Origin of the sequence: Hymenobacter antarcticus (genome assembly GCF_039539545.1) — a bacterium.
Classification (GTDB): Bacteria; Bacteroidota; Bacteroidia; order Cytophagales; family Hymenobacteraceae; genus Hymenobacter; species Hymenobacter antarcticus.
The window spans coordinates 273797-298737 of sequence record NZ_BAABDI010000002.1 but is presented as its reverse complement, the minus strand read 5'-3'; the positions used below and the strand labels follow the sequence as shown (position 1 = coordinate 298737).

General features: G+C 63.1%; 19 protein-coding genes. 9 read left to right on the top strand and 10 right to left on the bottom strand.

Translation table 11 applies throughout. The features are described 5' to 3' along the window. Nucleotides 1–14: 14 nt before the first annotated feature. Nucleotides 15–773: an RNA methyltransferase gene (locus ABD819_RS03185; protein ID WP_345120894.1), complete on the bottom strand. Its 759-nt coding sequence runs from the start codon at nt 771–773 to the stop codon at nt 15–17. Between ABD819_RS03185 and tamL the strand changes: the two genes are divergently transcribed. Beyond that, a complete protein-coding gene (tamL, locus tag ABD819_RS03180) occupies nt 764–3463 on the top strand; it encodes a translocation and assembly module lipoprotein TamL (protein WP_345120892.1) in 2700 nt (899 codons plus the stop codon). The two genes, ABD819_RS03185 and tamL, sit on opposite strands and share 10 nt — an antisense overlap. A gap of 296 nt (nt 3464–3759) precedes the next feature. On the opposite strand, the gene ABD819_RS03175 is transcribed toward tamL, so the two are convergent. Beyond that, nucleotides 3760–5949 (bottom strand): alpha-ketoacid dehydrogenase subunit alpha/beta, encoded by a 2190-nt coding sequence (locus tag ABD819_RS03175; protein WP_345120890.1) that lies wholly within the window; start codon nt 5947–5949, stop codon nt 3760–3762. Between the two features lie 222 nt (nt 5950–6171). On the opposite strand from ABD819_RS03175, the gene hemF reads away from it, so the two are divergent. From hemF to ABD819_RS03160, 3 genes are read left to right on the top strand one after another with little or no spacing between them, the layout of a single operon-like run. Further along, nucleotides 6172–7083 (top strand): oxygen-dependent coproporphyrinogen oxidase, encoded by a 912-nt coding sequence (hemF, locus tag ABD819_RS03170; RefSeq protein WP_345120888.1) that lies wholly within the window; start codon nt 6172–6174, stop codon nt 7081–7083. Between the two features lie 59 nt (nt 7084–7142). Beyond that, nucleotides 7143–7748, top strand: coding sequence for a phosphatase PAP2 family protein (locus tag ABD819_RS03165; protein ID WP_345120886.1), 606 nt, complete (start codon nt 7143–7145; stop codon nt 7746–7748). A gap of 28 nt (nt 7749–7776) precedes the next feature. Beyond that, nucleotides 7777–8340 carry a flavodoxin family protein gene (locus ABD819_RS03160; protein ID WP_345120884.1) on the top strand — a complete coding sequence of 188 codons (564 nt, stop codon included), beginning with the start codon at nt 7777–7779 and terminating at the stop codon, nt 8338–8340. A 7-nt stretch (nt 8341–8347) separates the two neighbouring features. Here the strand turns inward: ABD819_RS03160 and ABD819_RS03155 are convergent, their stop codons facing one another. The 6 genes from ABD819_RS03155 to ABD819_RS03130 form a co-directional block, all read right to left on the bottom strand. Continuing rightward, the gene (locus tag ABD819_RS03155) at nt 8348–8938 is read right to left on the bottom strand and encodes a riboflavin synthase (protein ID WP_345120882.1); all 591 of its coding nucleotides are present in this window, start codon (nt 8936–8938) and stop codon (nt 8348–8350) included. 147 nt (nt 8939–9085) lie between these two features. Next, nucleotides 9086–9400 carry a hypothetical protein gene (locus ABD819_RS03150; protein ID WP_345120880.1) on the bottom strand — a complete coding sequence of 105 codons (315 nt, stop codon included), beginning with the start codon at nt 9398–9400 and terminating at the stop codon, nt 9086–9088. Nucleotides 9401–9543: 143 nt separating this feature from the next. Then, entirely contained in the window at nt 9544–11241 is a 1698-nt protein-coding gene (locus ABD819_RS03145; RefSeq protein ID WP_345120878.1) for a S8 family serine peptidase, read from the bottom strand. 39 nt (nt 11242–11280) lie between these two features. Beyond that, nucleotides 11281–12057, bottom strand: coding sequence for a hypothetical protein (locus ABD819_RS03140; protein WP_345120876.1), 777 nt, complete (start codon nt 12055–12057; stop codon nt 11281–11283). A gap of 59 nt (nt 12058–12116) precedes the next feature. After that, on the bottom strand, nt 12117–13274 hold the full coding sequence (gene mnmA / locus ABD819_RS03135; RefSeq protein WP_345120874.1) for a tRNA 2-thiouridine(34) synthase MnmA: 1158 nt from the start codon (nt 13272–13274) through the stop codon (nt 12117–12119). 150 nt (nt 13275–13424) lie between these two features. Continuing rightward, nucleotides 13425–14846: a sugar transferase gene (locus tag ABD819_RS03130; protein WP_345120872.1), complete on the bottom strand. Its 1422-nt coding sequence runs from the start codon at nt 14844–14846 to the stop codon at nt 13425–13427. 133 nt (nt 14847–14979) lie between these two features. Between ABD819_RS03130 and ABD819_RS03125 the strand changes: the two genes are divergently transcribed. The 5 genes from ABD819_RS03125 to ABD819_RS03105 all read left to right on the top strand — a co-directional run bounded on the left by ABD819_RS03125 (nt 14980) and on the right by ABD819_RS03105 (nt 22055). Further along, nucleotides 14980–15669 carry a protein-L-isoaspartate(D-aspartate) O-methyltransferase gene (locus ABD819_RS03125; protein WP_345120870.1) on the top strand — a complete coding sequence of 230 codons (690 nt, stop codon included), beginning with the start codon at nt 14980–14982 and terminating at the stop codon, nt 15667–15669. 135 nt (nt 15670–15804) lie between these two features. Continuing rightward, nucleotides 15805–18018: a M43 family zinc metalloprotease gene (locus ABD819_RS03120; protein ID WP_345120867.1), complete on the top strand. Its 2214-nt coding sequence runs from the start codon at nt 15805–15807 to the stop codon at nt 18016–18018. 148 nt (nt 18019–18166) lie between these two features. After that, on the top strand, nt 18167–20353 hold the full coding sequence (locus tag ABD819_RS03115; protein ID WP_345120864.1) for a M43 family zinc metalloprotease: 2187 nt from the start codon (nt 18167–18169) through the stop codon (nt 20351–20353). Between the two features lie 208 nt (nt 20354–20561). Next, nucleotides 20562–21041 carry an acyl-CoA thioesterase gene (locus ABD819_RS03110; protein ID WP_345120970.1) on the top strand — a complete coding sequence of 160 codons (480 nt, stop codon included), beginning with the start codon at nt 20562–20564 and terminating at the stop codon, nt 21039–21041. A 249-nt stretch (nt 21042–21290) separates the two neighbouring features. Further along, on the top strand, nt 21291–22055 hold the full coding sequence (locus tag ABD819_RS03105; protein ID WP_345120862.1) for a hypothetical protein: 765 nt from the start codon (nt 21291–21293) through the stop codon (nt 22053–22055). A gap of 90 nt (nt 22056–22145) precedes the next feature. Here ABD819_RS03105 and ABD819_RS03100 read toward each other — a convergent pair whose 3' ends face one another. Further along, on the bottom strand, nt 22146–23285 hold the full coding sequence (locus tag ABD819_RS03100) for a redoxin domain-containing protein (RefSeq protein ID WP_345120860.1): 1140 nt from the start codon (nt 23283–23285) through the stop codon (nt 22146–22148). 174 nt (nt 23286–23459) lie between these two features. Further along, nucleotides 23460–24917, bottom strand: a complete 1458-nt coding sequence (gene gatB, locus ABD819_RS03095) for an Asp-tRNA(Asn)/Glu-tRNA(Gln) amidotransferase subunit GatB (RefSeq protein ID WP_345120858.1) — start codon at nt 24915–24917, stop codon at nt 23460–23462. Nucleotides 24918–24941 lie beyond the last annotated feature (24 nt).

Genomic DNA, 24941 nt, shown 5'->3' with positions numbered 1-24941 from the left:
TGCAAGCGTTGCCCTTACTGATTGCGAAAGAAATTATCCAGCAAAATAGCCGCCGAGATGGCCACGTTCAGGCTTTCGGCCCCGCCGCTGGCCCCGCGCGGAATGTGCAGCCGCCGCGTGAGGGCCGCCGCCACGCCCGGCGTGAGGCCGTGCGACTCGCTGCCCATAACGAGCACCCCGGCCGGACGCAGAGTGAGTCGGTGCACGTTGTCGCCGGCCAGGTCGGCTCCGAAAATGCCCACGGCGGCCGGCAGCGTGGGCAGCCACTCACTAAGGTCGCGCTCCCAGACCCGCACCCGGGCAAACGCGCCCATGGTGGCGGCCACGGTTTTGGGCGCGTACGCATCGGCGCAGCCGGGGCTGAGCACCACGCCGGGCAGGCCGTACCAGTCGGCCAGGCGCAGGAGCGTGCCCAGGTTGCCGGGGTCGCGCACTTCGTCTAGGGCGAGCAATAAGGCCGCTTCGGGCAGCGTTGGGAGCAGCGGTTTTTCTTGGGGCAGGCGGGCCACGGCCAGGGCGGTGGTGTTGGTGGCCAGCGTGCCCAGCTGGGTCAGCTCGGCCTCGGTGGCCATGCTCAGGGGCAGGCGGGCCGGGAGGCGGGCATGATTTTGGGAAGCAAATTCGGCCGTGACCAGCAGGTGTTCCGTTTCCAGGTCGGAACTTAGCAGCTCGAGCACGCTTTTGCCACCTTCTACCAGAAAGGCGCCGTGGCGCTGCCGATACTTCTTTTGGTGCAGAGACTGCACGTATTTGCCAAGTGCTTTTGAAACCATTGTTAGCTAACTATACATCGAAGCTACGGCCTTTGGGCGGGCTGGGCTGGCGCATGGCCCCGGTGCTGGGCCTCACGCTGCTGGCCGCCTGCTCGCCATTTGGCCTGCTGCGACCCAACCAGCGTCTACTCAGCCGGGTGGAAATCAAGGGGGTGGAACAAGCCGACAAAGAACGGCTCACCGCGCTGGCCCAGCAAAAACCCAACACCAGTTTCCCGCTGCCCAAGCTGGCCATCTACCAGCTGGGCTACCGGTTTTATGACTCGGCCCGCATCAACAATAAGCTGCGCGACATTCAGGCCACTTACCTGGCCAGTATGAAAGCGGCCGGCACCGACTCGGCCAGGCTGGGCAAGCTGCTGGCCCAGCGCGAGCGCCGGATAAACCGCAAGCAGCTGGCGCTCGACAAGGGCAATGCCATCATGCGCCTGGGTGAGGCTCCGGTGGTGTACGACTCGGCTCTGACCCGTCGTTCGGCCGAGCAAATGACGACGTACCTGCACGCGCAGGGCTTTTTTCGGGCACGTGTGGCGGCTACCGATACGGCCCGCTACCGGCGGGGCCCCGTGCTGCGGGCGCTGGGTGCCGTGGGCGCGGTATTTCCCGGCAAGCCCGACTCCCTGGATGCCGCCAAAAAGTACCGGCGCGTCACGGTGACCTACAACATCGCTGAAAATCAGCCCTTCCTCACCCAGCTGCAGCCAGCCAGCATTCCCGATTCGGGGGTGGCGGCCGTGGTGCGGCAGGGCTCGGGTGCCAGCTTGCTCAAGGATAAGGAGCGCTACAACGAAGCGCTGATTGGCCAGGAGCGCACCCGCCTCGAAACGCTGCTGAAAAATGCCGGCTACTTCGATTTCCGTCAGCAGTACATCACCTTCGAGGCCGACACCAGCTACGACAAGTTCCGGGTGCGGCTGCGCACCCTCATTGCCAACCCCGGCCCCGGCCAGGGCCACCGCGTGTATAGCCTGCGCCGCGTGCGCTTCGTGACCGATGCCGGCGTGGGCCGCACCCTGCGCAGTGCCACCGGCGACACCCTGCGCCGCGCCGGCACGCCCGGCGGGCAGCCCGCCCGCCCCAGCCTGGGCGTGCGCGCCGATACCGTCGTGACGGATTCGGTCAGCTTCGCGGCCTACGAGCAGAAGTACAGCACCAGCCTGCTGGCCCGCAAGGTAATGGTGCGCCCCGGCCAGCGCTACAGCCTGGCCCGCACCCTGCAAACCCAGCGCCAGCTGGCCGACCTCGACATGTTCCGGTTCAATACCGTGAACTACCGCAAGGTGCCCGACCCGCCCGCCGCCGACAGCACCGGCCTGCACCCGAGCACCGGAGAATTGGTAGCGGTCATCAATGCGTCGCCCGCACCCAAATTCGGCGAAACCGTGGAGGGCGGGGTCACCTACGTGGCCTACCTGCCGGGGCCCTTCATCAATCTGCGCCTCAAAACCCGCAATCCCTTTGGCGGGGCCGAGGTGCTGGAGTTGGGCGTGCGGGCCGGCTTCGAGGGCCAGCTCACCCGCATAGCCGGCGGCAACAGCGAAGCCACGCCCGCCGTGTACACCACCCAGCTCGGGGCCACGGCCAGCCTGGTGCTGCCGCAGTTCCTGATTCCCTTCCGGCCCAACAGATTCCTCACCCGCTACAACCCCAAAACGCGCTTCTCCCTCTCGGAAACCTTCGTGGACCGGCCCGAGTACACCCGCTCCAACTTCGAGTTCACCTACGACTACATCTGGCAGCGCTCGGCTTACCACCAGTATGTTTTTTCGCCGGTGGTTATCAACCTGGTCAATACCATCAGGGTTGACAGCGTCTTCAGGAAGCTGCTCGACTCACTCCAGACCACGCAGGGCTCGTCGCTCTTCCGCTCGTTCAGCAAGCAGATTGTGCCCAGCATCAGCTTCACTTCGCTCTACAATTCCAACGACTTCAACGAAACCCGCGATGCCCGCTACCTGCGCCTGTTTGCCGAGCTGGGCGGCCTCACCCGCGGCCTCTACCGGGAGGCGCTGTTTGATAAAACGGACCTGAGCGTCTACAATTTTGCCCGCTTCAGCGCCGATTACCGCCGCTACCACCACCTCACGCCCAACACTTACTTCGTGTGGCGGCTCAACGGCGGCGTGGTCCACGCCCTCACCCGTACCCCCGACCCGACCACCGGGGCCACTCAGTTCATCATCCCCTACGACAGGTCGTTTTTCGCGGGGGGCTCCACCAGCCTGCGGGCGTGGTCGCCACGCCGCCTGGGGCCCGGCGGCTACACGCCCCTGCGCACCGAGCGCGATAGCAACGGCCAGCCGCAGCTCACCCGCGACTACCTGAGCGAGCAGCCCGGCGAGCTCTTGCTCGAAGGCAGCGCCGAGTACCGCTTCCCCATCTACAGCTTTATAAAAGGGGCGGTGTTTACCGATTTTGGCAATGTGTGGGGCTTGCAGGAAGGCAAGGATAAGGACGGCAACTACCTCCGGCCCGGTGCCCAGTTTCAGCTCAACAAGTTCTACCAGCAAATCGCGGTGGGCTCCGGCTTCGGCGTTCGGTTCGATTTCACCTTCCTCATCCTCCGCCTCGACGTGGCCACCAAAATCTACGACCCCACCGCGCCCTCGGCCCAGCGCTGGGCCCTGCGCAACTTCGACACCAGCGCCAATCCTCTTGCCTTCAACCTGGGTATTGGCTACCCGTTTTAACGCGGCGCTTGAGGAGGAATCAGGAATTAGCCGCTGGCCGCTGGGTAAGGCGTGGCCGCTGGCCGCAGTTTAGCGCGCAGCGCGTAACTGCTGGCCGCTAAATGAGGCGAGTTTGTAACTCGCTGTCGCAAAGCGGCAAGGCATGACCAAATCCCCCAGGCGGCTCCATTGTCGTGAGTCACAGACTCACCTCACCCTCGGCCAGCAGTTACGCGCTGCGCGCTAAACTGCGGCCAGCAAACGGGCCTCGGCTGCGCTCGGCATGACGTTCTTCTTTAGCCTATTCGGGTAGGCCTTTAATACCCCAGTAGCTCGCCCAACGCCACCGATACCTTGGCCGCGCTCGGCAGCATTTGCTTCTCCAGCTCCACGTTGAGGGCGATGGCGGGCAGGTTGGCCGCGCCCAGGGTGAATACCGGGGCATCGAGCACCTCGAAACAGTGGCGCTGAATGCGGCCGGCCAGGCTCTCGGCAAAGCTGTTCATCAGTGGCTCTTCGGTGAGGACCAGTACCTTGCCGTGCCGACGGGTACCGGCCACGACGGCCTCAAAATCGAGGGGATTGAGGGTGCGCAGGTCGAGGATTTCGATTTGGCCAACCCAGTCGCGGCTGGCGGCCCGGGCCCAATGCACACCCATGCCGTAGGTCACGACGAGGGCGGTTTCGCCCCGGCGCAGCTTCTCAGCATCGGCGGCCTGGGCGATGGCGGCCTGCCCCAGCGGGATGACGTAGCCGGTGGCGGGCTCGATGGTTTTGGCCTCCTCGGTGCCGGGCACCTTGCTCCAGTACAGGCCCTTATGTTCGAGCATGATAACGGGGTTGGGGTCGAGGAAAGCGGCCCGCATGAGGCCCTTCATGTCGGCCGCGTTGCTCGGGTACACCACCTTAATGCCCCGAATGGTGAGCAGCGTGCTCTCAATGGAGCCCGAGTGGTAAGGCCCGCCCCCGCCATAGGCCCCGATGGGCACCCGAATCAGCGCCGGAATCGGGAACTTGCCCATGGTGAGGTAGCAGGATTTCGACAGCTCCTCCACCAGCTGATTGAGCGCGGGCCAGATGTAGTCGGCAAACTGGATTTCGACGATGGGCCGGGCGCCCACCGCCGCCATGCCCGCCGTGCTGCCCACAATGTAGGCCTCCTGAATGGGGGTATTGAACACGCGGGCATCGCCGTACTTCCGGGCCAGCAGCGCGGCCTCGCGGAACACCCCGCCGAGCTCGCCGCCCACGTCCTGCCCATAGAACAGGGCCTCGGGGAATTCGCGCAGAATATCGTCCACCGTATGCAGGGCGGCATCCACCATCAGGGCTTTTTCGGCTCCGGCGGGGCTGCGCTCGCCGGCTTCGGCCGTCACGGCGGGCGGCGCAAACTCGTGGTCGGCGAAGGTGGCGGGGTCGGGGTTGGGGGCGGCCAGGGCCTCGGCCCAGTCGGCGCGCACGGTGGCGCGGGCCTGGGCCCGCAGCTCGTCGAGTTTTTGTTGGGCCAGGCCCAGGGCCAGTAGGCGCTGGTGCAGGCGGGGCAGCGGGTCCTGCGCCTGGTGGGTGGCCAGGTCGTTGCGGTACCATTCGCGGCGCACGCCGCTGGTGTGATGGCCCAGCAGCGGGCACTTGGCGTGCACGAGCACCGGCCCGCGCCGCCCCCGCACGTGCGCAAAAGCCTCGGCCAGCCCGGCGTGCGACGACTCCACGTCGGCCCCATCCACCTGAATCCGGCGCAGGCCGGGGAAGCCGGCCGCAAACTCGTAGGCATTCATGGCCCGCATCTCGCGGCCGGTGGCCGAGATGCCCCAGTCATTATCCTGAACCAGGTAAATGATGGGCAGCTGGTGCAAAATGGCCATTTGCAGGGCCTCGGCCACCTCGCCCTCCGTCATGGCCCCATCGCCGATGGAGCACAGTACCAACGGCTTGGTGCTGGCGGCCTGCACCCCCGCTTCGCCATTGCGCGGATACTTCAGCCCCTGGCTTTCGAAATAAGCCAGCGCGTGGGCCATGCCCGTGGCCGGGATGGCCTGCATACCCGTGGCCGAGCTCTGATGGGGAATAACCGGAATGCCCGCCCGCCGCAGCGAAGGGTGCGAATAGTAGGTACGCCCACCGCTAAAGGGGTCGTCGGCCTTGGCCAACAGCTGGAGCATGAGCTCATACGGCCGCAGGCCCAGGCCCAGCAGCAGGGCGTCGTCGCGGTAATAGGGCGCGGCATAGTCGGTTTCGGTGAGCAGGAAGGCGGCGGCCAGCTGCACGGCCTCGTGGCCCCGGGCAGTGGCGTGCACGTAGCGCGAGGCCACGGTTTTTTCTTCTTCAAACAGGGCGGCCATTTCGGCGGCGGTGTGCATCAGGCCGTAAGCGCGGGCCAGCAGGGCGATATCGGCGGCGGGCGCGGCAGGCGCGGTAAAGGCCGCGGCGGCGGCAGCCGCAGCGGCCGCTACGCGGGGATTGGAGAAGTCGGTGGTATCGGAAGCGGCGGGCGCAGCAAAATCAGACATCGGGAACACGGGGCGGGTGAGACTGCAAAAGTACGCCCCGCGCCCCCGTCCGTATCTTTGTGGAGTTAAGAGCGGGGAGTTTATCGGGTTAAGAGTTAGGGGTTGAGAGTTAAGAGTTAAGAGTGCGCAATTGAAGAACGAGCTGCTCACCATTGATTACCAACTACTCACTCCCAATTCTTAACTCTTAACTCTCAACTCCTAACTCCTAACTACCCCTTCATGCCCTCCCCCACCATTCGCCCCGAAATTGAAGCCTGGCTGGCTGATTTTCAGCTCCGCCTCTGCCAGCAGCTCGCCACCGCCGATGCCGGCCCGGCCACCTTCCTCACCGATGCCTGGCAGCGCGAGGGCGGCGGCGGCGGCCGCTCCAAAGTGCTGGAGCACGGGCGCATCCTCGAAAAAGGCGGCGTCGGCTTTTCGGCCGTGTGGGGCGAAATGAGCGAGGCCGCCGCCCGCCAGCTGCACATGCCCGACCCGCATTTCTACGCCACCGGCGTGAGCGTGGTGCTGCACCCGCGCAGTCCGCGCGTGCCCATCATCCACATGAACGTGCGCTACTTCGAAGCCGGCAACGGCGAAGCCTGGTTCGGCGGCGGCATCGATTTGACCCCGATTTACGTGGACGAAAACCAGGCCCGCGCCTTCCACGCGCAGCTGCGCGCCGTGTGCGACCGCCACAACCCGGCCTATTACCCCAAGTTCACCCGCTGGGCCGACGACTATTTCTACCTCCCCCACCGCCAGGAAACCCGGGGCGTGGGCGGCATTTTCTACGATAGACTGACGGTGGGCCAGGACGGTACCGCCGAGGAATTATTCGCCTTTATGCGCGACGTGGCCGAGCTTTTCGGTCCGTTCTTCACCGGCCTGATGGCCGCCAACTACGCCCTGCCCTACACCGAGCGCGAAGAAGCCTGGCAAAGCCAGCGCCGCGCCCGCTACGCCGAGTTCAACCTGGCCTTTGACCGGGGCACCCGCTTCGGCCTCGAAACCGGCGGCCGCACCGAATCCATCCTCATGAGCCTGCCCCCGCGCACCGGCTGGGCCTACAACCCCGCCCCGCCCGCGGCCGGCACCCCCGAGGCGAATACGTTGGGCTGGCTCCGCAAAGGCGTTGACTGGCTGGCCTGAAACAATTAAAAATTGAGCATTAAAAATTAAAAAGAACTCCACCCCGCCGGCTTGCTATCATGCCCATTTTTAATTCTCAATTTTTAATTTTTAATTCCCTCCAGGCCCTCGACCGCCAGCTGCTGCTGGCCATCAACCGCGCCCACAGCCCGGCGCTGGACGCGATAATGGTTTTCGCCTCCAACCGCACCGTGTGGTTTCCGGCCTACGTGCTACTCATCGGCTGGCTGATTTACCATTTCCGGCGGCGTGGCGTGCTGCTGCTGCCGCTGGTCATCGCGGCCGTGGCCCTGGCCGACAGCATTACCAGCCGCTTGTTCAAGCCCTTTTTTGCCCGCCCCCGGCCGTGCCACGACGCGGCGCTGAGCCAGCTGCTGCGCCTGCCCGATGGCTGCGGCGGGCAGTTCGGCTTTCTGTCATCGCACGCGGCCAATTCGGTGGCGCTGGCCGTTTTTCTGGCGCTGGTGTTGCCCACGCAGCGTTTCCGGGGGCTGAAAGTGGGCGTTTGTATCTGGGCCGGGCTGCTTTCCTACAGCCGAATGTACCTTGGCGCGCACTATCCTACCGACGTACTCGGGGGGGCCACCGTAGGGGCGCTTTTGGGTTGGGGGGGAGCAGTTCTCTACAAGCGGCTGGCTCCCCGCTGGTGGTCCCCCGGGGCGTAGCCTTCCTTCCTTTCTTCCCTCCTTCCACATGAACACTCCTGCCCGCCGCTTCCTGTTTCTGCTGTCCAGCACGCGGCGCCTGGGCAACACCGAACAGCTGGCGTACTGTGCCGCGCACCACTTGCCGGCCCACGTCGAACAGCAGTGGCTGTACTTGCCCGACCATCCCCTGCCCGATTTTATGGACCTGCGCCACAGCGGAGTCTATTCGCCGCCATCGGGCAATGCCAGGCTGCTGCTGGAAGCCACCATGCAAGCCACCGACCTGGTTTTGGTGAGTCCGCTGTACTGGTACAGCCTGTCCGTGCCCGCCAAACAGTATCTGGACCATTGGAGTGCCTGGCTGCGCACGCCCGGCCTGGACTTTCGGACCGAGATGACCGGCAAAACCTTGTGGGCCATCACCGCCAGCAGTGGCGCGCGCCCCGAAGCCCAGCCTCTGGAAGACTCCCTGAAACTCAGCGCCGCCCACATGCAGATGCACTGGGGCGGCTTGCTCTTTGGCACCGGCTCCCGCCCCAATGACATTCAGCTCGATACCAAAGCCCTGCACCGGGCCAAATCGTATTTCCACTCAATCGGCGAACGGTAGCGGACAGCTACCGGCCCAATAGCCTGGCCACGTACTTGCCCACGATATCAAATTCCAGGTTCACCGTTTCGCCAGCCTTCAGCTGCTGAAAGCTGGTGTGCTCATACGTGTAGGGAATAATGGCCACCGTGAAGCCCTCATCGGTGCTTTCGAAACAGGTGAGACTGGTGCCATTCACGCAGATAGAGCCTTTTTCGACGGTGAGGCGGCCGGGGCCGGGCGCGTGGCCGAAACGGAACAGCCAGGAACCCGCCTGGTCGGTCACGCTCAGGCAGGTGGCCGTGGCATCGACGTGGCCCTGCACGATGTGGCCGTCGAAGCGGCCGTTGGAGGCCAGGCAGCGCTCCAGGTTGACGTGGCGGCCGGGCTCCCACTGGCTCAGGTTGGTCACGCGCATCGTTTCATCAATGGCCGTGACAACGTGCGTGCCGGCGGCGGCATCCACGGCCACCACGGTCAGGCACACGCCATCGTGGGCCACGCTCTGGTCAATTTTCAATTCGACCGCGAAGGGCGAGGCTACGGTGAAATGACGATTACTGCCTTGGTTTTCAACGGCTACAATGGTACCCAGAGCTTCAATAATTCCAGTAAACATGAATGCGGATTTAGTCGGATAAGGTAAAACGCAGTGAACGAGGGGACCCGAACCGAACCCCGGCCACTCCAGACGCAAAGAACGGCACCCTGAAGCCAGAGTGCCGTTTGCGTTGACGAGAGAATAACCGGAGAACCGGCCAAAGGATTATTTATCGGCCTTTTCGAGGGCTTTCCAGTCGAAGTCGCCGTTTTCGCGGCGGCGCAGGAAAACTGTCTGGTCGTCCTTTTGGGTTTTGCCGAAGGTGAGGTCGCCCCGGCAGTCGATGCACTTCACCGAAGTGTACTTGAATTTGTCCTGCGCCACGCGGCTGGTCAGGTCCAGATTATCGGAGCCGCAGAGGCCGCAGGTGGGCACGTCAGGAAAGCTCAGGCGGTCGTATTCGGCCACGGTTTCGTGAAAGTTACTGCCCTGCACCGTGAAGTGAAACTGGCGGCGCCCGATGCGCTTGGTAATCATCATTTGCAACATGCTACTGCACTAAAATGGGGTGGGTTAGAGCTTTAAAATTACGAAAAAATGCCCTCACAAACAAGCCTGCACCCCGCTAAAATCACATAAAAAAGGGTGCCGTGAAGCACCCTTTTTCAGCTTCTGAACAGCCGTTACTGCTGCACAAATTTCACCGTTCGTCGCGTATTGCTTCCACTCACTTCGCAGGTGTAAACCCCCTTGGCCAGCCGCCCCAGCCGCAGCGGAATCTCGCCGCTGCTGCCGGCGGGCAACTCCTGTTGCACCACTGTTGCGCCCCGGGCATCGAGCACCCGCAGGCGCAGGGCCTGTCCGCGCAGCGCCACCGGCAGCACCAGGGTCAGCGGGCCATCGCCGTTGGGGTTGGGGAAGATTCCCAGTGGTTCGCCGCCATTCAACTGGCTGGCGGTAGTGGCCAGCGGCGCATTGGGATGCAGTAGGTTGTAGGCGGTAAGGAAGTTGGGGATGCCGTAGCCCAGGGTATTATCGGGGTTGCTGGCCTGCGAAGCCGTGGCGCGGAGCGCCGTAATCACCTGCTGGGCCGTGAGCGTGGGATTGGCCTGCCAGAAGCCGGCCGCCATACCCGCCAGAATGGGGCAGGCATAGGAAGTGCCGCTGCCCCGGAACGCCGAGCCGTTGGGCGAAAGCACCGCCGCCGCAAAGCCCATGGCCGCCAGCGTAGGCTTGATGCGACCATCGGCGGTGGGGCCGTAGGAGCTGAAAAAAGCGTGATTTCCCAGTGAATCGACCGCCCCGACGGACATGATGGAGTCGGCATCGGCCGGGGCCGAAATGTAATGCCAGGGGTCGTCGCCTTCGTTGCCGGCGGCACTCACCACCAGCATACCCACGCGGGCGGCCATGGTGGCGGCCCGCGAGCTGATGGCGTTGCGGCCGTTCATGTCGGCATAGGTGTAGGAGGGCGACGGTGCGTCGAAGGTGGTGTAGCCGAGCGACGAGCTGATGATATCGACGCCGCTGGAATCGGCAAATTCGGCCGCCGCCAGCCAGTTGGCTTCTTCCACCCGATGCTCAGAAGCGACGTCTTCGGTGATGCACAGGGAGTAGGCCGCCCGGGGCGCGGAGCCAATGTAGAAGCCGGCCTGGTTGCCCGCCATCGCCGACAGGCAGTTGGTACCGTGGCTGTTGCGCAGGTATACGCTGGTGCCGCCATCCACGAAGTTGCGGGTGCTCACCAGGCGCTGCTGCTGAAAAAGGGGCTGCAACGCCGAAATCTGGTTTACGCCGGGGAAACCGGCATCGAACACGGCGATGTGCATGCCTTCGCCCCGAAAACCGGCGTCGTGCATGGCCAGGGCCCCAATTTGCTGGTTCTGACGATAGGCCGAGCCGTACTGGGCGCGGGTGGCCAGGGTGCCCCGGGCGGCCACGTCAGGCACCTGCACGGGGGCCGTGGGCGCGGGGCTGGCCACAAACTGGCGGTTGAGGGTGTTGGCGCTGCGCACCATGGGCAGCGCCAACACCCGCGTCAGGGTGGTCGAATCGCAGGAAACAACGGCGGCATTGAACCAGCGCGAGGTGTAGAGCACCCGCGGGCCACCCGCCAGCCCACGTATCTGGTTCACGTAGGCGGGGTTCACGGGCAGGTCGCGGGGGAGCACGGCAATGCCCTGGCGGGTGCGGCGGGTAATGGCCCGCGCCGACAAAAACGCCTGCGGCTGCGCGACCGAATACGGCGTACCGGCTTTATCCCGGAAATACACCAGGTGCCGGCGCGCGGGGCCTTGCGCGGCGGCCGGGGACGCCGCCAGCACCACCCACGCCCCTACCATCGAAAACGCAACCAGCCACTTTGTTGTAGAGGAAACCATAGAATACAGCGTACAGGTGAGGGAGTGAAAGCCGTGGCGTTAGCGCGGGCCGTAATCAATCAGGGTTTCATGCCGAACCGAGGCGCTGAAGTACGAGCCCGGGACATAAATCGGGTTGCCGCTCGGGCCGTTGTAATAATAGGGCTGCAGATTGCGACGCTTACGTGAAACCGGACCTACTTTTTTGGCAAAAATCTGCTGATAGTTCAGAATCTTAATAAGGTTATTATCAGCAGCCGTACCCGTGTTGGTGGTTGTGACCGTGGCCGGGTACGCAATGGCCGGACTGCCCGCCACGGCAGCCGTGGTGAATGGCTGCCCGATGCGGCTATACTGCCGCGTTTCGGCCGTTATCGTGTCATTCGAGTTATTATTAAAGGCATTAAAATTCCACGACCGCCCCTCGCGCACCGGGAAAATCAGCTCCAGCGTACGGGCGTTGTTGCGGGTCAGGGCCACGAACTGCTGGTTGGCCGTGAGGATGAATACGCTGTCGTTGCGCCAGGCATCGGCCGGGGTCAGGCGTTTGGCCCGCACCAAGCGGTAGGCTTTTTGGCCGGCCGCATCGGTGAGGGTTTCCGTGATGGTTTCCTTGAACTGGAAAGCCGTGGCCGTGCGCACGCTGGGCGTCGACGGCGTGGCCAGATTCCAGGTGGTATCGGCCACGGCGTATACCCAAAAGTTTCCCACCGCCACCGGGTAATAGTCGTTACCCGAGTCGGGCGACACTTCCACGGTATCCTTGCAGCCCGTGAGGCTCAGGCCCAACGCCACGACGGCAAAGGCCAGGCGGCGAGCGGTAAAACACTGATTCAACGTTGATAGCATCCGAAACATAAGCACGGCCAGGGAAAGGTAGAAACCGGTGAAAAGCGTTAGTGGTTCGCTTCCGCGGCGGTAAAAGGTAAGGGGAATTCGCCGATTACGTGGCGCTCAATCCAGCCGCCGCCCAGCACATCCTGCCCGTCATAGAATACGGCGGCCTGGCCGGGCGTGATGGCGTGCACGGGCTCCTCGAAATACACGCGGATTTTGCCGTCCACTTCTTCCAGAAACGCGGGCGCGCCGTCGTGGTTGTAGCGCACTTTCACCACGGCCGGCACCAGGCCCTGGCCGAGCAGGCTGGCCTGTTTGCCCATATTAAACTTGCCCACCACGGTGGCCGTGCTGGCCAGCTCCTCGTAGTTGCCCAGCACCACTTCGTTGGTATCGGGTCGGATTTCGAGCACGAACGCCGGGTAGCCCAGGGCCACGCCCAGCCCCTTGCGCTGCCCGATGGTGTAGAACGGGTAGCCCTCGTGCTTACCAATCACGCGGCCGTTTTTGGTCACGAAGTTGCCGCCGGCCACGCGGGCCTCCAGGCCCGGCACGCGCCGGCGCAGGAAGCCCCGGTAGTCGTTGTCGGGGATAAAGCAGATTTCGTAGCTCTCGGGCTTGTTCACCAGCTCGGTGAACCCGCGCCGGCGGGCTTCGTCATAGATTTCGGTTTTGCGCATGCCGCCCAGCGGGAACAGCGTGCGGCTCAAGCTGGCCTGGCTCACGCCCCACAGGGCATAACTTTGGTCCTTGTTTTCGTCGAGGCCCTTGCTCACCACGAAGCGGCCGGTTTCGGCATCTTTCCGGATGTTGGCGTAGTGGCCGGTGGCGATGAACTCGCAGCCGAGCTGGTCGGCGCGGCGCAGCAGGGCATCCCACTTGATGTGGGTATTGCAGAGCACGCAGGGATTGGGGGTGCGGCCGGCGAGGTATTCGTCGGTGAAATTATCAATGACAAAATCGCCGAACTCGTCCCGGATATCAATGATATAATGCGGGAAGCCGAGCTGCACGGCAATGTCGCGGGCATCGTTGATGCTGTCGAGTGAGCAGCAGCCAGTTTCTTTCTTGGAGCCGCCGGCGCTGGCGTAATCCCAGGTTTTCATCGTCATCCCGACTACTTCGTAGCCTTGCTCGTGCAGCAGCACGGCGGCTACGCTGGAGTCAATTCCGCCGCTCATCGCGACGAGTACCCGTCCTTTTACTTCGGTATTCATAGGTGGTGCAATTCGCCCGGAGCTTGAATGGTTCCGGCCGGCGAACGCAAAGGTAAGGCTTCGCTTAGTGGTTAGTGGTTAACGGTTAGTGATGAGTGATTTTCAGACAGAAACACTCGTCATTAATCACTAACCGTTAACCACTAACCATTATTTCCCGCGTCCTTCCATGATAATCTTCAGCGTGTACAGCAGCACCCGAAAATCCATGGCCAGGCTCATATTTTCGATGTAAAGAATATCGAATTTGAGCCGTTCGACCATCTGAGCCACGGTTTCGGCGTAGCCGTATTTCACCTGGCCCAGCGAGGTGAGGCCGGGGCGCACGCGGTGCAGGTGGCGGTAGTGGGGCGCGATTTTCATAATCTGGTCGATGAAAAACTGGCGTTCCGGGCGCGGGCCCACGATGCTCATGTCGCCCTTGATGACGTTCCAGAACTGGGGCAGCTCGTCGAGGCGCACCTTGCGCATGAAGCGGCCCCATTTGGTGATGCGCGGGTCGTGGTCCGAGCTCAGGGCCGGGCCCAGCTTCTCGGCGTCGGTGAACATCGAGCGAAACTTGATGATGTTGAATGGCAGACCATTACGACCAATTCGCACCTGCCGGTAGAATATCGGGCCGGGCGACGACAGCTTCACCATCACGGCCGTGAAGGCGTACACCCACCAGGCCAGCAGCAGAAACAGGGCTGAGCCCACCACGTCAATCACGCGCTTGAGGACTACCTGCCACACCGGCAGCAGGTCCTGCTTGATTTCGATGAGCGGCGTACCGAATAAGTGGTTGACTTTCACCGACCCCAGCAGCATCTGGTACAAGTCGGGCAGGATGCTGACGCGGGCCGGGGTTCCTTCCAGCAAGGCCAGAATATCCTGAATCAGCAGGTGCTCGCTGGGCTCGATGGCGATGACAATCTGCTCGACTTTGAGAGCCCGCACCAGGGCCGGCAGGCGCTGGTAGGAACCTTTGGCCGGCAGCTCGGCCGCCAGGCCGGGGTCCACGGTGTCGCCCACGGGCGCGAAACCAATCAGGCGCAAGCCCAGGTGGCGGCTGGTGCGCGTGAGCTCATGAAACGTATTCAGGGCCAAGGCATTGGAGCCAACCAGCAGCGTGGGAAACGAAATCCGCCCCTTGTAAATCGTGCGCTGCACGCTGCTCACGGCCCAAGTGCGCAGGATGGCCGTGATGAAGAAATGCAGCAGGTAGTAGGCGGTAAACGTCTTATAGTAAGCCCGGTAGTTCATCACCCCCTGGTCGTCGAGCAGCAGCGTGAAGAAGATAACCACCGCCCCGAGCACCGATACCCGCGCCAGGCGGATGATTTCGGCCAGGCGCGACTTGCGGTAGATGTCGCGGTACTCGCCCACCAGAACGTAGAGCACGGTCCAGAATACGGCGATGAACACGGCCGAGCCGGTGAGGTCGAACAATGCCCCTTCGGTGAATCGGTAGCCCGTCAGCTCGTTGAGCAAGTATTTGCGAACGAGGTAAAAACACATCCATGCCACCAGCGCCGCCCCAAAGTCGGCGGCCACGAGCTTGATGTACTGAAAGCGACGAATTAGCTGCAAAACGACGAATTGGGTAGTATTTTCGCGGCTTATGGAAAGGCCCCGCGCTTGGCAAAGGTAGGAGCCTGCGGGTTGTTGTCGGGCGTAGCCCCGGGCAAAGAACTGAAATTTTCGGACTGGCCCCATCTTCCTTTTGAGTTCATCCTTTTATCTCCGCGCCATCTCACCACTTCAGGACACATACCGCCACCAGGGCCAGCGGCGGGCACTGCTGCGCGAGCTGCGCCAAAAGGGCATCCACGACGAGCGGGTGCTGGCGGCGCTCGGGGCCGTGCCGCGCCACTTGTTTTTCGAGCCCGCCTTCGAGGCCCACGCTTATCAGGACAAGGCCTTTCCCATTGGCGAGGGCCAGACCATCTCGCAGCCCTACACCGTCGCCTTTCAAACGCAGCTGCTGGGCGTGCGGCCCACCGACCACGTCCTCGAAATCGGAACCGGCTCGGGCTACCAATGCGCGGTGCTGCTGCGCCTCACGCCCCACGTCGACAGCATTGAGTTCAACGAGGTGCTCTTTGCCCGTACCCGGCAGCGGCTGGCCGCCCTGGGCGCGGACGGGGCGCACCTGCACTGCGGCGACGGCTCGGTGGGCCTGCCCGCCCGCGCCCCGTTCGATGGAATTCTGGTGACGGCCGGGGCGCCGGGCCTGCCGCCGGCCCTGCTGCGGCAGCTGCGGGTGGGCGGCCGCATGGTGATTCCGGTGGGCGACAGCCAGCGCCAGCGCATGGTGCGCGTGACCCGCGAAGGGCCGGAATCATTCGTGCGGGAAGAGTTTGAGGAGTTCCGGTTTGTGCCCCTGCTGGGGGCCGGGGGCTGGCCGAAGTAAGTCCATCATTGTGCTTGCCCTTGGGCCTCGTAACTTGCTTCCCGTTAGGTTCCGCCGGGAAACCCCGCGCTTCAGGGCGCGGCTCAGTCGGCCCAGACCGGCGGCCAACGAAATAAGCCCACTTTTATCCTGTTTATGCTGAAAATGTTACGCGCTTCCCGGCGCTGGTTGCTGGGAGCTGGAGTGATGACCCTGGCCCACGCGGCCGCCGCGCAAACGCCCGAAGGCGTGACCCGCGCCTACCCCGAACACCGCACCGACATCCGCTGCGCCTTCGATAGCGCCCAACAGGCGGCCTTTGCCCGGCAGCCGGGTTCGGAGCTGGCCTACAAGGTGTTTCTGCGGGAAGTGGCGCAGATGAGCCCCGCCGCCCAGGCCCGCCTACTGGCCACGCCCGACGTGACGGTGCCCGTGGTGATGCACATCATTCACACCGGCGGCAGCAGCAATATCTCGGACGCGCAGGTGCTGGATGCCATGCGGATTATCAATGAGGACTTCGGCAAAACCAACCGCGACACGGCCGATGTCATTTCGTTTTTTCGGCCGCGCTACGCCAACGTTGGCTTCAAAATGAAGCTGGCCCAGCTCGACCCTTCCGGCAACTGCACCACGGGTATCACCCGCACTTATTCGACGGACACGAATATCGGCGACGACCGGGTGAAGAATCTCATCAAGTGGGACCAGGGCAAGTATTTGAACGTCTGGATTTGTACCAGTGCCAACGGGGCCGGCGGCTACGCCTACCTGCCCTGCTCGGGCGGCAGCGTGGATGGCATCGTGATTCGCAACGCGCAGTTTGGCAGCATCGGCACGTCGGGCGGCGGCAACCTGGCGGTGCGCTCGATGACCCACGAAATCGGCCACTACTTTGGCCTGCCCCACACCTGGGGCGGCAGCAACACGCCGGGCCTGCCCAGCAACTGCGGCACCGACGACGGCATTGCCGACACGCCCAACACCACCGGGGCCCAAAGTGGCTGCAACCTGGCCTTCGCGCCCTGCACCGACCCGCAGACCGGGCAGCCCGTGCTGGCCAACACGCAGAACTACATGGATTATGCGAGCTGCTCGCGCATGTTCACGCTGGGCCAGCGCGCCGTGATGCGGGCCTCGCTGCAACAGAGCTGCCGGCAGCGGCTCACCACCCCCGCCAACCTGCTGGCCACCGGCACCAACGACGGCTTCGTGGGTGGGGCCTGCGCGCCCGTGGTGGCGTTTCGGCCTGCGGCCACGGTGGTTTGCCAGGGGTCGGCAGTTGCTTTTACCGACTACTCCTACAATGCGACGCTCACCGGAGGCGGGGTTAGCTACGCCTGGCAGTTTCCGGGGGGCGTGCCCGCCACTTCCAGCCTGACCAACCCCGTGGTGACCTATCCCAACGGCGGGATTTACGGCGTGACGCTGACCGTGACCACGGCCGGCGGCAGCGGCACCACTACCCGCAACAGCCTGATTCAGGTGACGGGTGGCAATGCCGGCCTGACCGGCCCGGTGGCCGAGTCGTTTGAGAACAGCGCCTTTCCGAACAACTTCGCGGCCCCCGACCTGCGCAACTGGGAGCATTCGTCGACCTCCACTTCGGGCGCGGCCCGCTGGACGCGTATGGTGAACACGGCGGGCGGCCTGCAAGCCAGCGATGGCACGGCCTGCGTAGTGGTGCGCAGCTCGCTGCTGCCCCTGGGCACCCAAACCCGCATTGCCTCGCCCAATATCAACCTGAGCGGCTACTCGGCGGCCAACCCGGCCGTGCTCACCTTTGACCGCGCTTACGCCCTGCGCCCCGTCGCAGCCAACGACTACCTCAGCGTGCAGTTCAGCACCGACTGTGGCCTGACCTGGCTGAACCAGCGCAACTACTTTCCGGGCGACCTGAACACCCGCGACACGCTGCGCGTGTACGGCTTCACGCCCAAGGTGGCCTCCGACTGGAAGCAGCTGCGACTGGATATCCCGGCCAGTTACTACACCAGCAACTTCCAGGTGCGCCTGCAGCTGATTAGCAACGGTGGCAATAATTTACATGTCGATAAGCTGGCCATCGGCACCGCTACGGCGCTGGCCAGCCGGGGCAGCATCGGGGCGGGCGGGTCGCTGCTCGTGTTCCCCAATCCGCTCACGGCCGAAACGACGGTTGAGCTCACGCTGCCCACCGCGGGCCTGGTTGAGCTGCGCCTCACCGATGTGCTGGGCCGGCAGGTGCTACCCGCCCGGCAGATAGCGGGCCGGGTGGGCCGCCAAACCCTGCCGCTGTTGGCCGGTGCGCCGCGCCCCGCGCCGGGCCTCTACGTAATTGAACTGCGCTCAGCAACTGGACGTTGGACTACGAAACTCGTGATTGAGTAAGGACCACCAATATTGGACAAGACCTGGTTGCTGCGTTTTTGATAAAATTGATAATCGTTGGAGCTTACTTTTTTTTGCATGAGCGCCCTGCGGTCTTTTCCACCCGTTGCCCTGCCCCTTTTCACCATTCCACCCCCAATTTCTCTGTATGTTTAACAAAATTTTACCCTCGGCGCTCACACTCGCTCTGGCCCTGACGGGCTTCGGAGCCAGCGCCCAGAACGTCGCGTCCGGCAGCGAGCGCGGCCGAAACTGGTGCGGGTCCGTAGCTGAGCAGGAACGGTATTTTGCCGAGCATCCCGGCGCTCGCGAGAAGCAGCAGGCCTGGTACCGGCAGATGACCACGCCGGCCGCCCTGCAACAACGCAGCACGGCCGGCGTGCCCGATGTGACGATTCCGGTCGTGGTTCACGTCATTCACTCCGGTGGGGCTAATAATATCAGCGACCAGCAGATTGCCAGCGCTATCGACCAGCTGAATACTGACTATCTGAAGGAAAACGCGGATACTATTAATACCCTGGCGCGGTTTCGCCCCATTGCGGCTTCGCTGGGATTCCAGTTCCGGCTGGCCAAGCGCGACCCGAGCGGCAACTGCACCGACGGCATTACCCGGCACTACGCGCCCAACCTCATCAACGACAACCAGAGCGGGGCCGTGCAGGCCGTGTCCATCTGGGACCGTGACCGTTACCTCAATATCTGGGTGGTGGGCAGCATCGGGATGCCCTCAGGGGGCGGCATCGTGCTCGGCTATTCCAACCTGCCCCAGAACTCGACGGCCCAGCGCGACGGCTTCGTGGTGCGCGGCGACTGGTTCGGCAACCAGGGCACCAGCAACCCCAGCCGCGCCCAGAGCCGCACGGCTACCCACGAAATCGGCCATTACTTCGGCCTCTCGCACCCCTGGGGCCAGACCAACAACCCCGGCACCGGCGACTGCACCGGCACCGACTTCGTGGCCGACACCCCACCCACCGATGGCACGTTCAACTGCGACCTGACCTATGCGCCCTGCGGCACCCTGGCCAACGTGCAGAACTTCATGGATTACGCCGCCTGCCCCACCATGTTTACCCTGGGCCAGAAAGCCCTGATGCGCAACGTGCTGAGCACCTTCCGCAACGGCCTCAGCACGCCGGCCAACCTGGTAGCCACCGGCACCAACGACGGGTTTGTAGCCCCCGGCTGCGCTCCCATTGCCGCTTTCGCGGCTACTTCCAACACCAGCGTCTGCATCAACTCAGCCGTGACACTGCAGGACTTCTCGTACAATACCAATGCGGCCGGCGGCAGAGTCACCTATAGCTGGTCGTTTCCCGGCGGTACGCCCGCTACCGCCACCGGGGCCACGGTCTCGGTGAGCTATGCCACGGCGGGCTTCTACCCCGTCACTGAAACCGTGACCAACAGAATCGGCAGCGGCACGACTACCATTAGCAGCTACATTCGGGTGGAAGGCCCCACGGGCGGCGAAACCGCTCCCTTCGCCGAGTCGTTTGAGGACAGTAGTTTCCCGAATATTTTCGCGGCACCTTCCCTTCGCAACTACGAAACCTCGGGCACAACCAGCGCTGGTGTCGCCTCCGGCTCGTTTGTGTGGCGGCGGCAGGCGGCATTCCCCGCTGCCACGGGCAGCGCCTACCTGGTGGTAAGCAACCGCACCTACCCGGCCGGCACCACCACCACGCTCATCACGCCGAACATCAATCTGGCATCGGCTACTTCGGGCTCGGTGCTGCGGTTTGCCCGCGCTTATGCGCTCCGCACGGCCAATTCCAATGACCAGCTGCGGGTATCCTTCAGCAGCGACTGCGGCACGTCCTGGTCGGCTCCCACGGTCCTCAACGCCGTCAACCTCACCACCCAGGGCCTCACGCCGATTGACGGCTACGTGCCTACGGCCAGCACCGATTGGCAGGACCTCGCCGTGCCGATTCCGGCGCAGTACCAGGGCAGCGGCTTGTTTAAGGTGCGCCTGCAAATGCTGAACGGCTCGCCCCAGGGCAACAACTTCTACCTCGATAACCTGCGCGTGAGCAGCCCGCTGGCTACCACGGCCGATGCGCTGGCCAACCGCGGCATCAGCGTGTACCCGAATCCGGTGACCAACGCCACGGCCGTGCATGTGACCCTGGCCGCAGCCACCACCATCCAGCTGCGCCTGACGGACCTGCTGGGCCGCGACGTGCTCACGCTGCCGGCCAAAACCTACGGCGTGGGCCAGCAAACCCTGCCCCTGCTGGCCGCTGGCCGCACGCTGCCGGCTGGCATCTACGTGGTGCGCATCTCGCTCGACGGCGAGACCTACAGCAGCAAGCTCACCGTGGAATAAGCCGCCGGCTAACGGGATTGCCCTTTTTTTTACCTGAATGGTCCCGGCAAGCTGCCGGGACCATTTTTGTTGGTTACTGCCGGGGCTGCCCCAGGCACTTACCTTTGCGGGGTGGCCGCCGGGCCTTATTCGGCCTTGCCTCCCGCTTACCCTTTAGCTACTCTTCGCCGTGCGCAAGCAAAAACCCGTCTCCAACTCCTTTGTCATCATGACCGAGCTGGTGCTGCCCAACGACACCAACACCCTCAACAACCTGATGGGCGGCCGCATGATGCACCTGATGGACATTGCCGCCGCCATCGCCGCCCAAAAACACTCCAACCGCATTGTCGTCACCGCGTCGGTCGACAACGTCTCGTTCCGCGACAGCATCCGCCTGGGCAATGTGGTGACGCTGCAAGCCCAGGTGACGCGGGCCTTCAGCTCCAGCATGGAAGTGCATATTGATGTGTGGGCCGAGGATATTCCCAGCGGTACCAAGATGAAAACCAACGAGGCCTTTTTCACCTTCGTCGCCGTCGACCAGACCGGGCGGCCCATTGATGTGCCGGATGCCCTGCCCGAAACCGACGAAGAAATCAAGCTCTACGACGGCGCGCTGCGCCGCCGCCAGCTGCGCCTGGTGCTCGCCGGCCGCATGAAGCCCGCCGAGGCTCAGGAGCTGAAAGCATTGTTTTCACTGGAATAACCCAGCAGCTTTTAAATTGTCAATTGCTCGTCAATTTATTAGAGCGGATTTCAGGTTGGTATATGAGGTAGAGACGCACCATTTTGCGTCTCATCGTTGAACGGCTTGCAGTAGCGCCATCAGACGATTTCGTTCAACGACAAGACGTAAAACGGTGCGTCTCTACCTCGTACAAATCATCGCACGTTAACCCAATAACTGCTCTAAGACAAACCAAACAGCTAACATCTTCCTAAAGCCCTTTCCGCCATGACTACCCAAAAGTTGGCTTTTCTCGAAAATTTCTACACCGACGTGACGCTCTACATACCGGCCGAGCCGGCAGTGGCAGGGGCGGCGGTAGCTCCCGCGCCAGTAGCAGCGGCCGAACCAGCTCCGGCAGCCCGGCCTGCGGCCGCTCCCCCAGTCCGGCCCGCTGAACCCGCCACCCCGGCCGCCGTGAATGCCGCCTCCCGGGTATCGAGCCAGCCATCTACGGCCTTCAGCAAGCCCTCGGCGGGCCTGGAGCGTTTGGTAGCGAAGGAGCTGGTGCCGGCAGCACCCGAGCCGTTGCCAGCCGCCGCCGCCCCGATAGCTGCCCCGACGGCCGCTCCGGGAGTGCCCCCCGTTATGCTCACGCCGTTCAGCGTGCTGGGTAGTAATATGAATGGTGTGGTACTACTTTTCCGGGTGCCGCACGACCAATTCCCCCGCCTGCACCGCAATGTTTTTCTCAACAAGATGCTGCAGGCATTGGGCTATGTGATGGAGGACGTGGTGCTGGTGAACGTGGAGGCCGACCTGCCCGTGGCCCTGACCAACCTGCGCCGCGAGCTGGCCGCCGCCAACATCATCGCCTTCGGCAAAAACCTGCTGGATGTCACCATCCGCAACACCCAGATTTATGAGCCGGTGCAGTTCCCCGGCCTCGGCCTCTCCTACCTGGCTTCGGCTACCGTCGATTTGGTGGAGTACGACGTGAGCTTGAAGAAGCGGCTCTGGCCCGGTTTGCAGCGCATGTTTGGCAAGGCCTGAGGCGCTGCGATGCGCTGCCGAACGGCAATAAACGCAAGAGGCGCGGCTCAGTTGAGCCGCGCCTCTTGCGTTTAGAATTTGTAGCTGCGGCTATTTCAGCACTTCGGCCAGCTTGGCGGCCAGGGCTTCGCCGCGCAGGTTTTTGGCGATAATTTTCCCCTGCGGGTCTATCAGGAAAGACTGCGGGATGGCTTTCACGCCGTACGCCGCGCCGGCCACGCTGTTCCAGCCCGCTAGGTCCGATACGTGGTGCCAGGTGAGGCCGTCGGCGGCAATGGCTTTTTCCCACTTGCCCTTGTCCTGGTCCAGCGACACGGAGTAGATGGTGAAGCCTTTGCCCTTGTCCTTGAACTGGTTGTAGGCACGCACCACGTTGGGGTTCTCCTGACGGCAGGGCCCGCACCAGCTGGCCCAGAAATCAATGAGCACGTATTTACCGCGCAGGCTGCTCAGGGCCAATGTCTTTCCTTCGGGCGTAGGCAGGTTAATAGCCGGGGCCATGGCACCCTGCACGGTGGCGCGCATGGGCTCAAGACGGGCCGTGAGCTCCTTCACGAACGGCGAGTTCGGGTTGGCCTTGCGCTGCACGGTATTCACCGAATCCACAAACTGAAACTGCTCCTCGGGATTGATAAACGCGCCCACCGCAAAGCCGCTTGCCAGGGCGGTAGGATTGCGCCGAATCAGTGCCTTCATCGTGGCCGTATTGCGCCCCTGAATGGCGTAATACTCCTGCTCAATGGCTTTCATCTCCTCGGGTTTGCCGGCCTGCCCGGCCGCGTTATAGCGCTTACCGATGCTTTCGAGCTGGCCCTTGCTGCCTTCCATCACCTGCGAGAGCTGGCGCAGAAGCTCGGCATCCTTGCTGCCCTTCACGGTGTAGGTGGCGGACAGGCTTTTGGCGTCGCCACCGAGCTGAACGCGGGTCTTGTTGTCGAGCAGCACGAGGAGCTGATTAGCCTCGTCCACTTTCAGCTGGTAGATGCCCGGCGTGGCCGCCGTGCCCTTCAGCGTGAAGTTGCCATTGGCATCGGTTTTGGTCTGGCCTTTCTCCACAAACTGATTGGACGTGAGCTCCGAAAGATGGAGCACGGTACCAGCCGGCGCATTTTTCAGCTGGCCCGTAATTTCGTAGCCATCGGCCGCAACCGCGTTCTGGCAGGCATTCGCCAGGCCCAGCACCGTGGCAGCCAGGAAAACAGATTTTATCATGTTGATGGGTTGTGGCATAAGCTTAAGCTTGTGCGTGAAAAGGGCTAACGCGGGCCGAAGAAATTATTGTTCCAAAATTTAAACGTCATGCTGAGCGAAGTCGAAGCATCTCTACCGTGTAAGTAGTCTATTTACTACTGCGGTAGTAATGCTTCAACTTCGCGTACGTCAGATGAGCAGGACAGGCTGCTGCTAGCCGTCCAGGCCGGCGCGCAGCAGCTGGTTGGCCAGCTTGGGGTCGGCTTTGCCACCGGTCAGCTTCATGAGCTCGCCCATGAACATGCCGGTGAGCGACTTTTTGCCAGCGCGGTACTCGGCTACTTTGGCCGGGTTGGCATCCAATACTTGCTGCACCAGGCCGGCTAATTCGCCGTTATCGGCCTGCGTGAGCAGGCCCAGGCTTTCGGCCGCGCCGGTGGCGTTGGCCGTGGGGTGCTCCAGCAGGTGCGGAAACAGCTGCTTGCTGGCCACCGAGTAGTTGAGCTTCCCGGCGTCAATCAGCTCGATGATACCGGCCAGCTGGGCGGCGTCGAGCGGGAAGTCGGCCATGGTCAGGGCGCGCTCGTTGAGGTAGGACTTCACGGGGCCCATCACCCAGTTGGCGGCGGCTTTGGCGTTGGGCGTGAGGCGGGCCAGGTCGTCGAAGAACAGGGCCACTTCCTTCTGGTCCACCAGCACGGAGGCGTCGTAGTCGTTCAGGCCCAGCTCGCCGGTGAAGCGCGCATAGAGCTGCTGCGGCAGGGCCGGCAGCTCGGCGGCCACGCGGTGCAGCCACTCGTCGGAGATGATGAGCGGGGGCAAATCCGGCTCCGGGAAGTAGCGGTAGTCGTTGAGGGTTTCCTTGCTGCGCTGGCCGTTGGTGGTGCCCGTGGCGGCATCAAAGCCCCGGGTTTCGCTGTCCACTTCGCCGCCGGCTTCGATGATGGCAATCTGCCGCTCCACTTCGTAGGCAATGGCGCGCTGCACGTTGCGGAAGGAGTTCATGTTTTTCACCTCCACCTTCACCCCGAACTCCTTGGCCCCGTGCAGCATCACCGAAATATTGGCGTCGCAGCGCAGCGAGCCTTCTTCCATGTTGCCATCACAGATGCCGAGGTATTCCACCAGCTTCTTGATTTCGGTGAGGTAGGCGTAGGCTTCCTCGCCGGTCCGGATGTCGGGCTCGCTCACAATCTCAATCAGCGGCACGCCGGCGCGGTTCAGGTCGACCAGGGTTTCGGTTTCGCCGGCCAGGTGCATCGACTTGCCCGCGTCTTCCTCCATGTGAATGCGCGTGACGCCGATGCGCTTGCTGGTGCCGTCGGGCAGGCGCACGTCGAGGTGGCCGTCGTGGCAAATCGGGGTTTTGTCCTGCGTAATCTGGTAGCCCTTGGGCAGGTCGGGGTAAAAGTAATTTTTGCGCGCAAACAGGTTGTCGCGCCGAATCTGGCAGTTGGTGGCCAAACCCATTTTCATGGCAAACTCCACGGCCGTGCGGTTCACCCTGGGCAAAGTGCCGGGGTGGCCGAGGGTAATAACCGACAGGTTGGTGTTCGGGGCCACGCCGTACTCATTCTCATCGGAGGAGTACATCTTGCTGTGCGTGAGCAGCTGGGCGTGAACTTCCAGGCCGATAACGGGCTGGTATTTGGAGGCGGGGTTTTCACTCATCACCGCAAATCTAATGCTGTTTGA

Coding starts and splice junctions, on each gene's coding strand:
- ABD819_RS03185 (WP_345120894.1), bottom strand. CDS start 773: ATGGTTTCAAAAGCACTTGGCAAATACGTGCAGTCTCTGCACCAAAAG.
- ABD819_RS03175 (WP_345120890.1), bottom strand. CDS start 5,949: ATGTCTGATTTTGCTGCGCCCGCCGCTTCCGATACCACCGACTTCTCC.
- hemF (WP_345120888.1), top strand. CDS start 6,172: ATGCCCTCCCCCACCATTCGCCCCGAAATTGAAGCCTGGCTGGCTGAT.
- ABD819_RS03165 (WP_345120886.1), top strand. CDS start 7,143: ATGCCCATTTTTAATTCTCAATTTTTAATTTTTAATTCCCTCCAGGCC.
- ABD819_RS03160 (WP_345120884.1), top strand. CDS start 7,777: ATGAACACTCCTGCCCGCCGCTTCCTGTTTCTGCTGTCCAGCACGCGG.
- ABD819_RS03155 (WP_345120882.1), bottom strand. CDS start 8,938: ATGTTTACTGGAATTATTGAAGCTCTGGGTACCATTGTAGCCGTTGAA.
- ABD819_RS03150 (WP_345120880.1), bottom strand. CDS start 9,400: ATGATGATTACCAAGCGCATCGGGCGCCGCCAGTTTCACTTCACGGTG.
- ABD819_RS03145 (WP_345120878.1), bottom strand. CDS start 11,241: ATGGTTTCCTCTACAACAAAGTGGCTGGTTGCGTTTTCGATGGTAGGG.
- mnmA (WP_345120874.1), bottom strand. CDS start 13,274: ATGAATACCGAAGTAAAAGGACGGGTACTCGTCGCGATGAGCGGCGGA.
- ABD819_RS03120 (WP_345120867.1), top strand. CDS start 15,805: ATGCTGAAAATGTTACGCGCTTCCCGGCGCTGGTTGCTGGGAGCTGGA.
- ABD819_RS03115 (WP_345120864.1), top strand. CDS start 18,167: ATGTTTAACAAAATTTTACCCTCGGCGCTCACACTCGCTCTGGCCCTG.
- ABD819_RS03110 (WP_345120970.1), top strand. CDS start 20,562: ATGACCGAGCTGGTGCTGCCCAACGACACCAACACCCTCAACAACCTG.
- ABD819_RS03105 (WP_345120862.1), top strand. CDS start 21,291: ATGACTACCCAAAAGTTGGCTTTTCTCGAAAATTTCTACACCGACGTG.
- ABD819_RS03100 (WP_345120860.1), bottom strand. CDS start 23,285: ATGCCACAACCCATCAACATGATAAAATCTGTTTTCCTGGCTGCCACG.
- gatB (WP_345120858.1), bottom strand. CDS start 24,917: ATGAGTGAAAACCCCGCCTCCAAATACCAGCCCGTTATCGGCCTGGAA.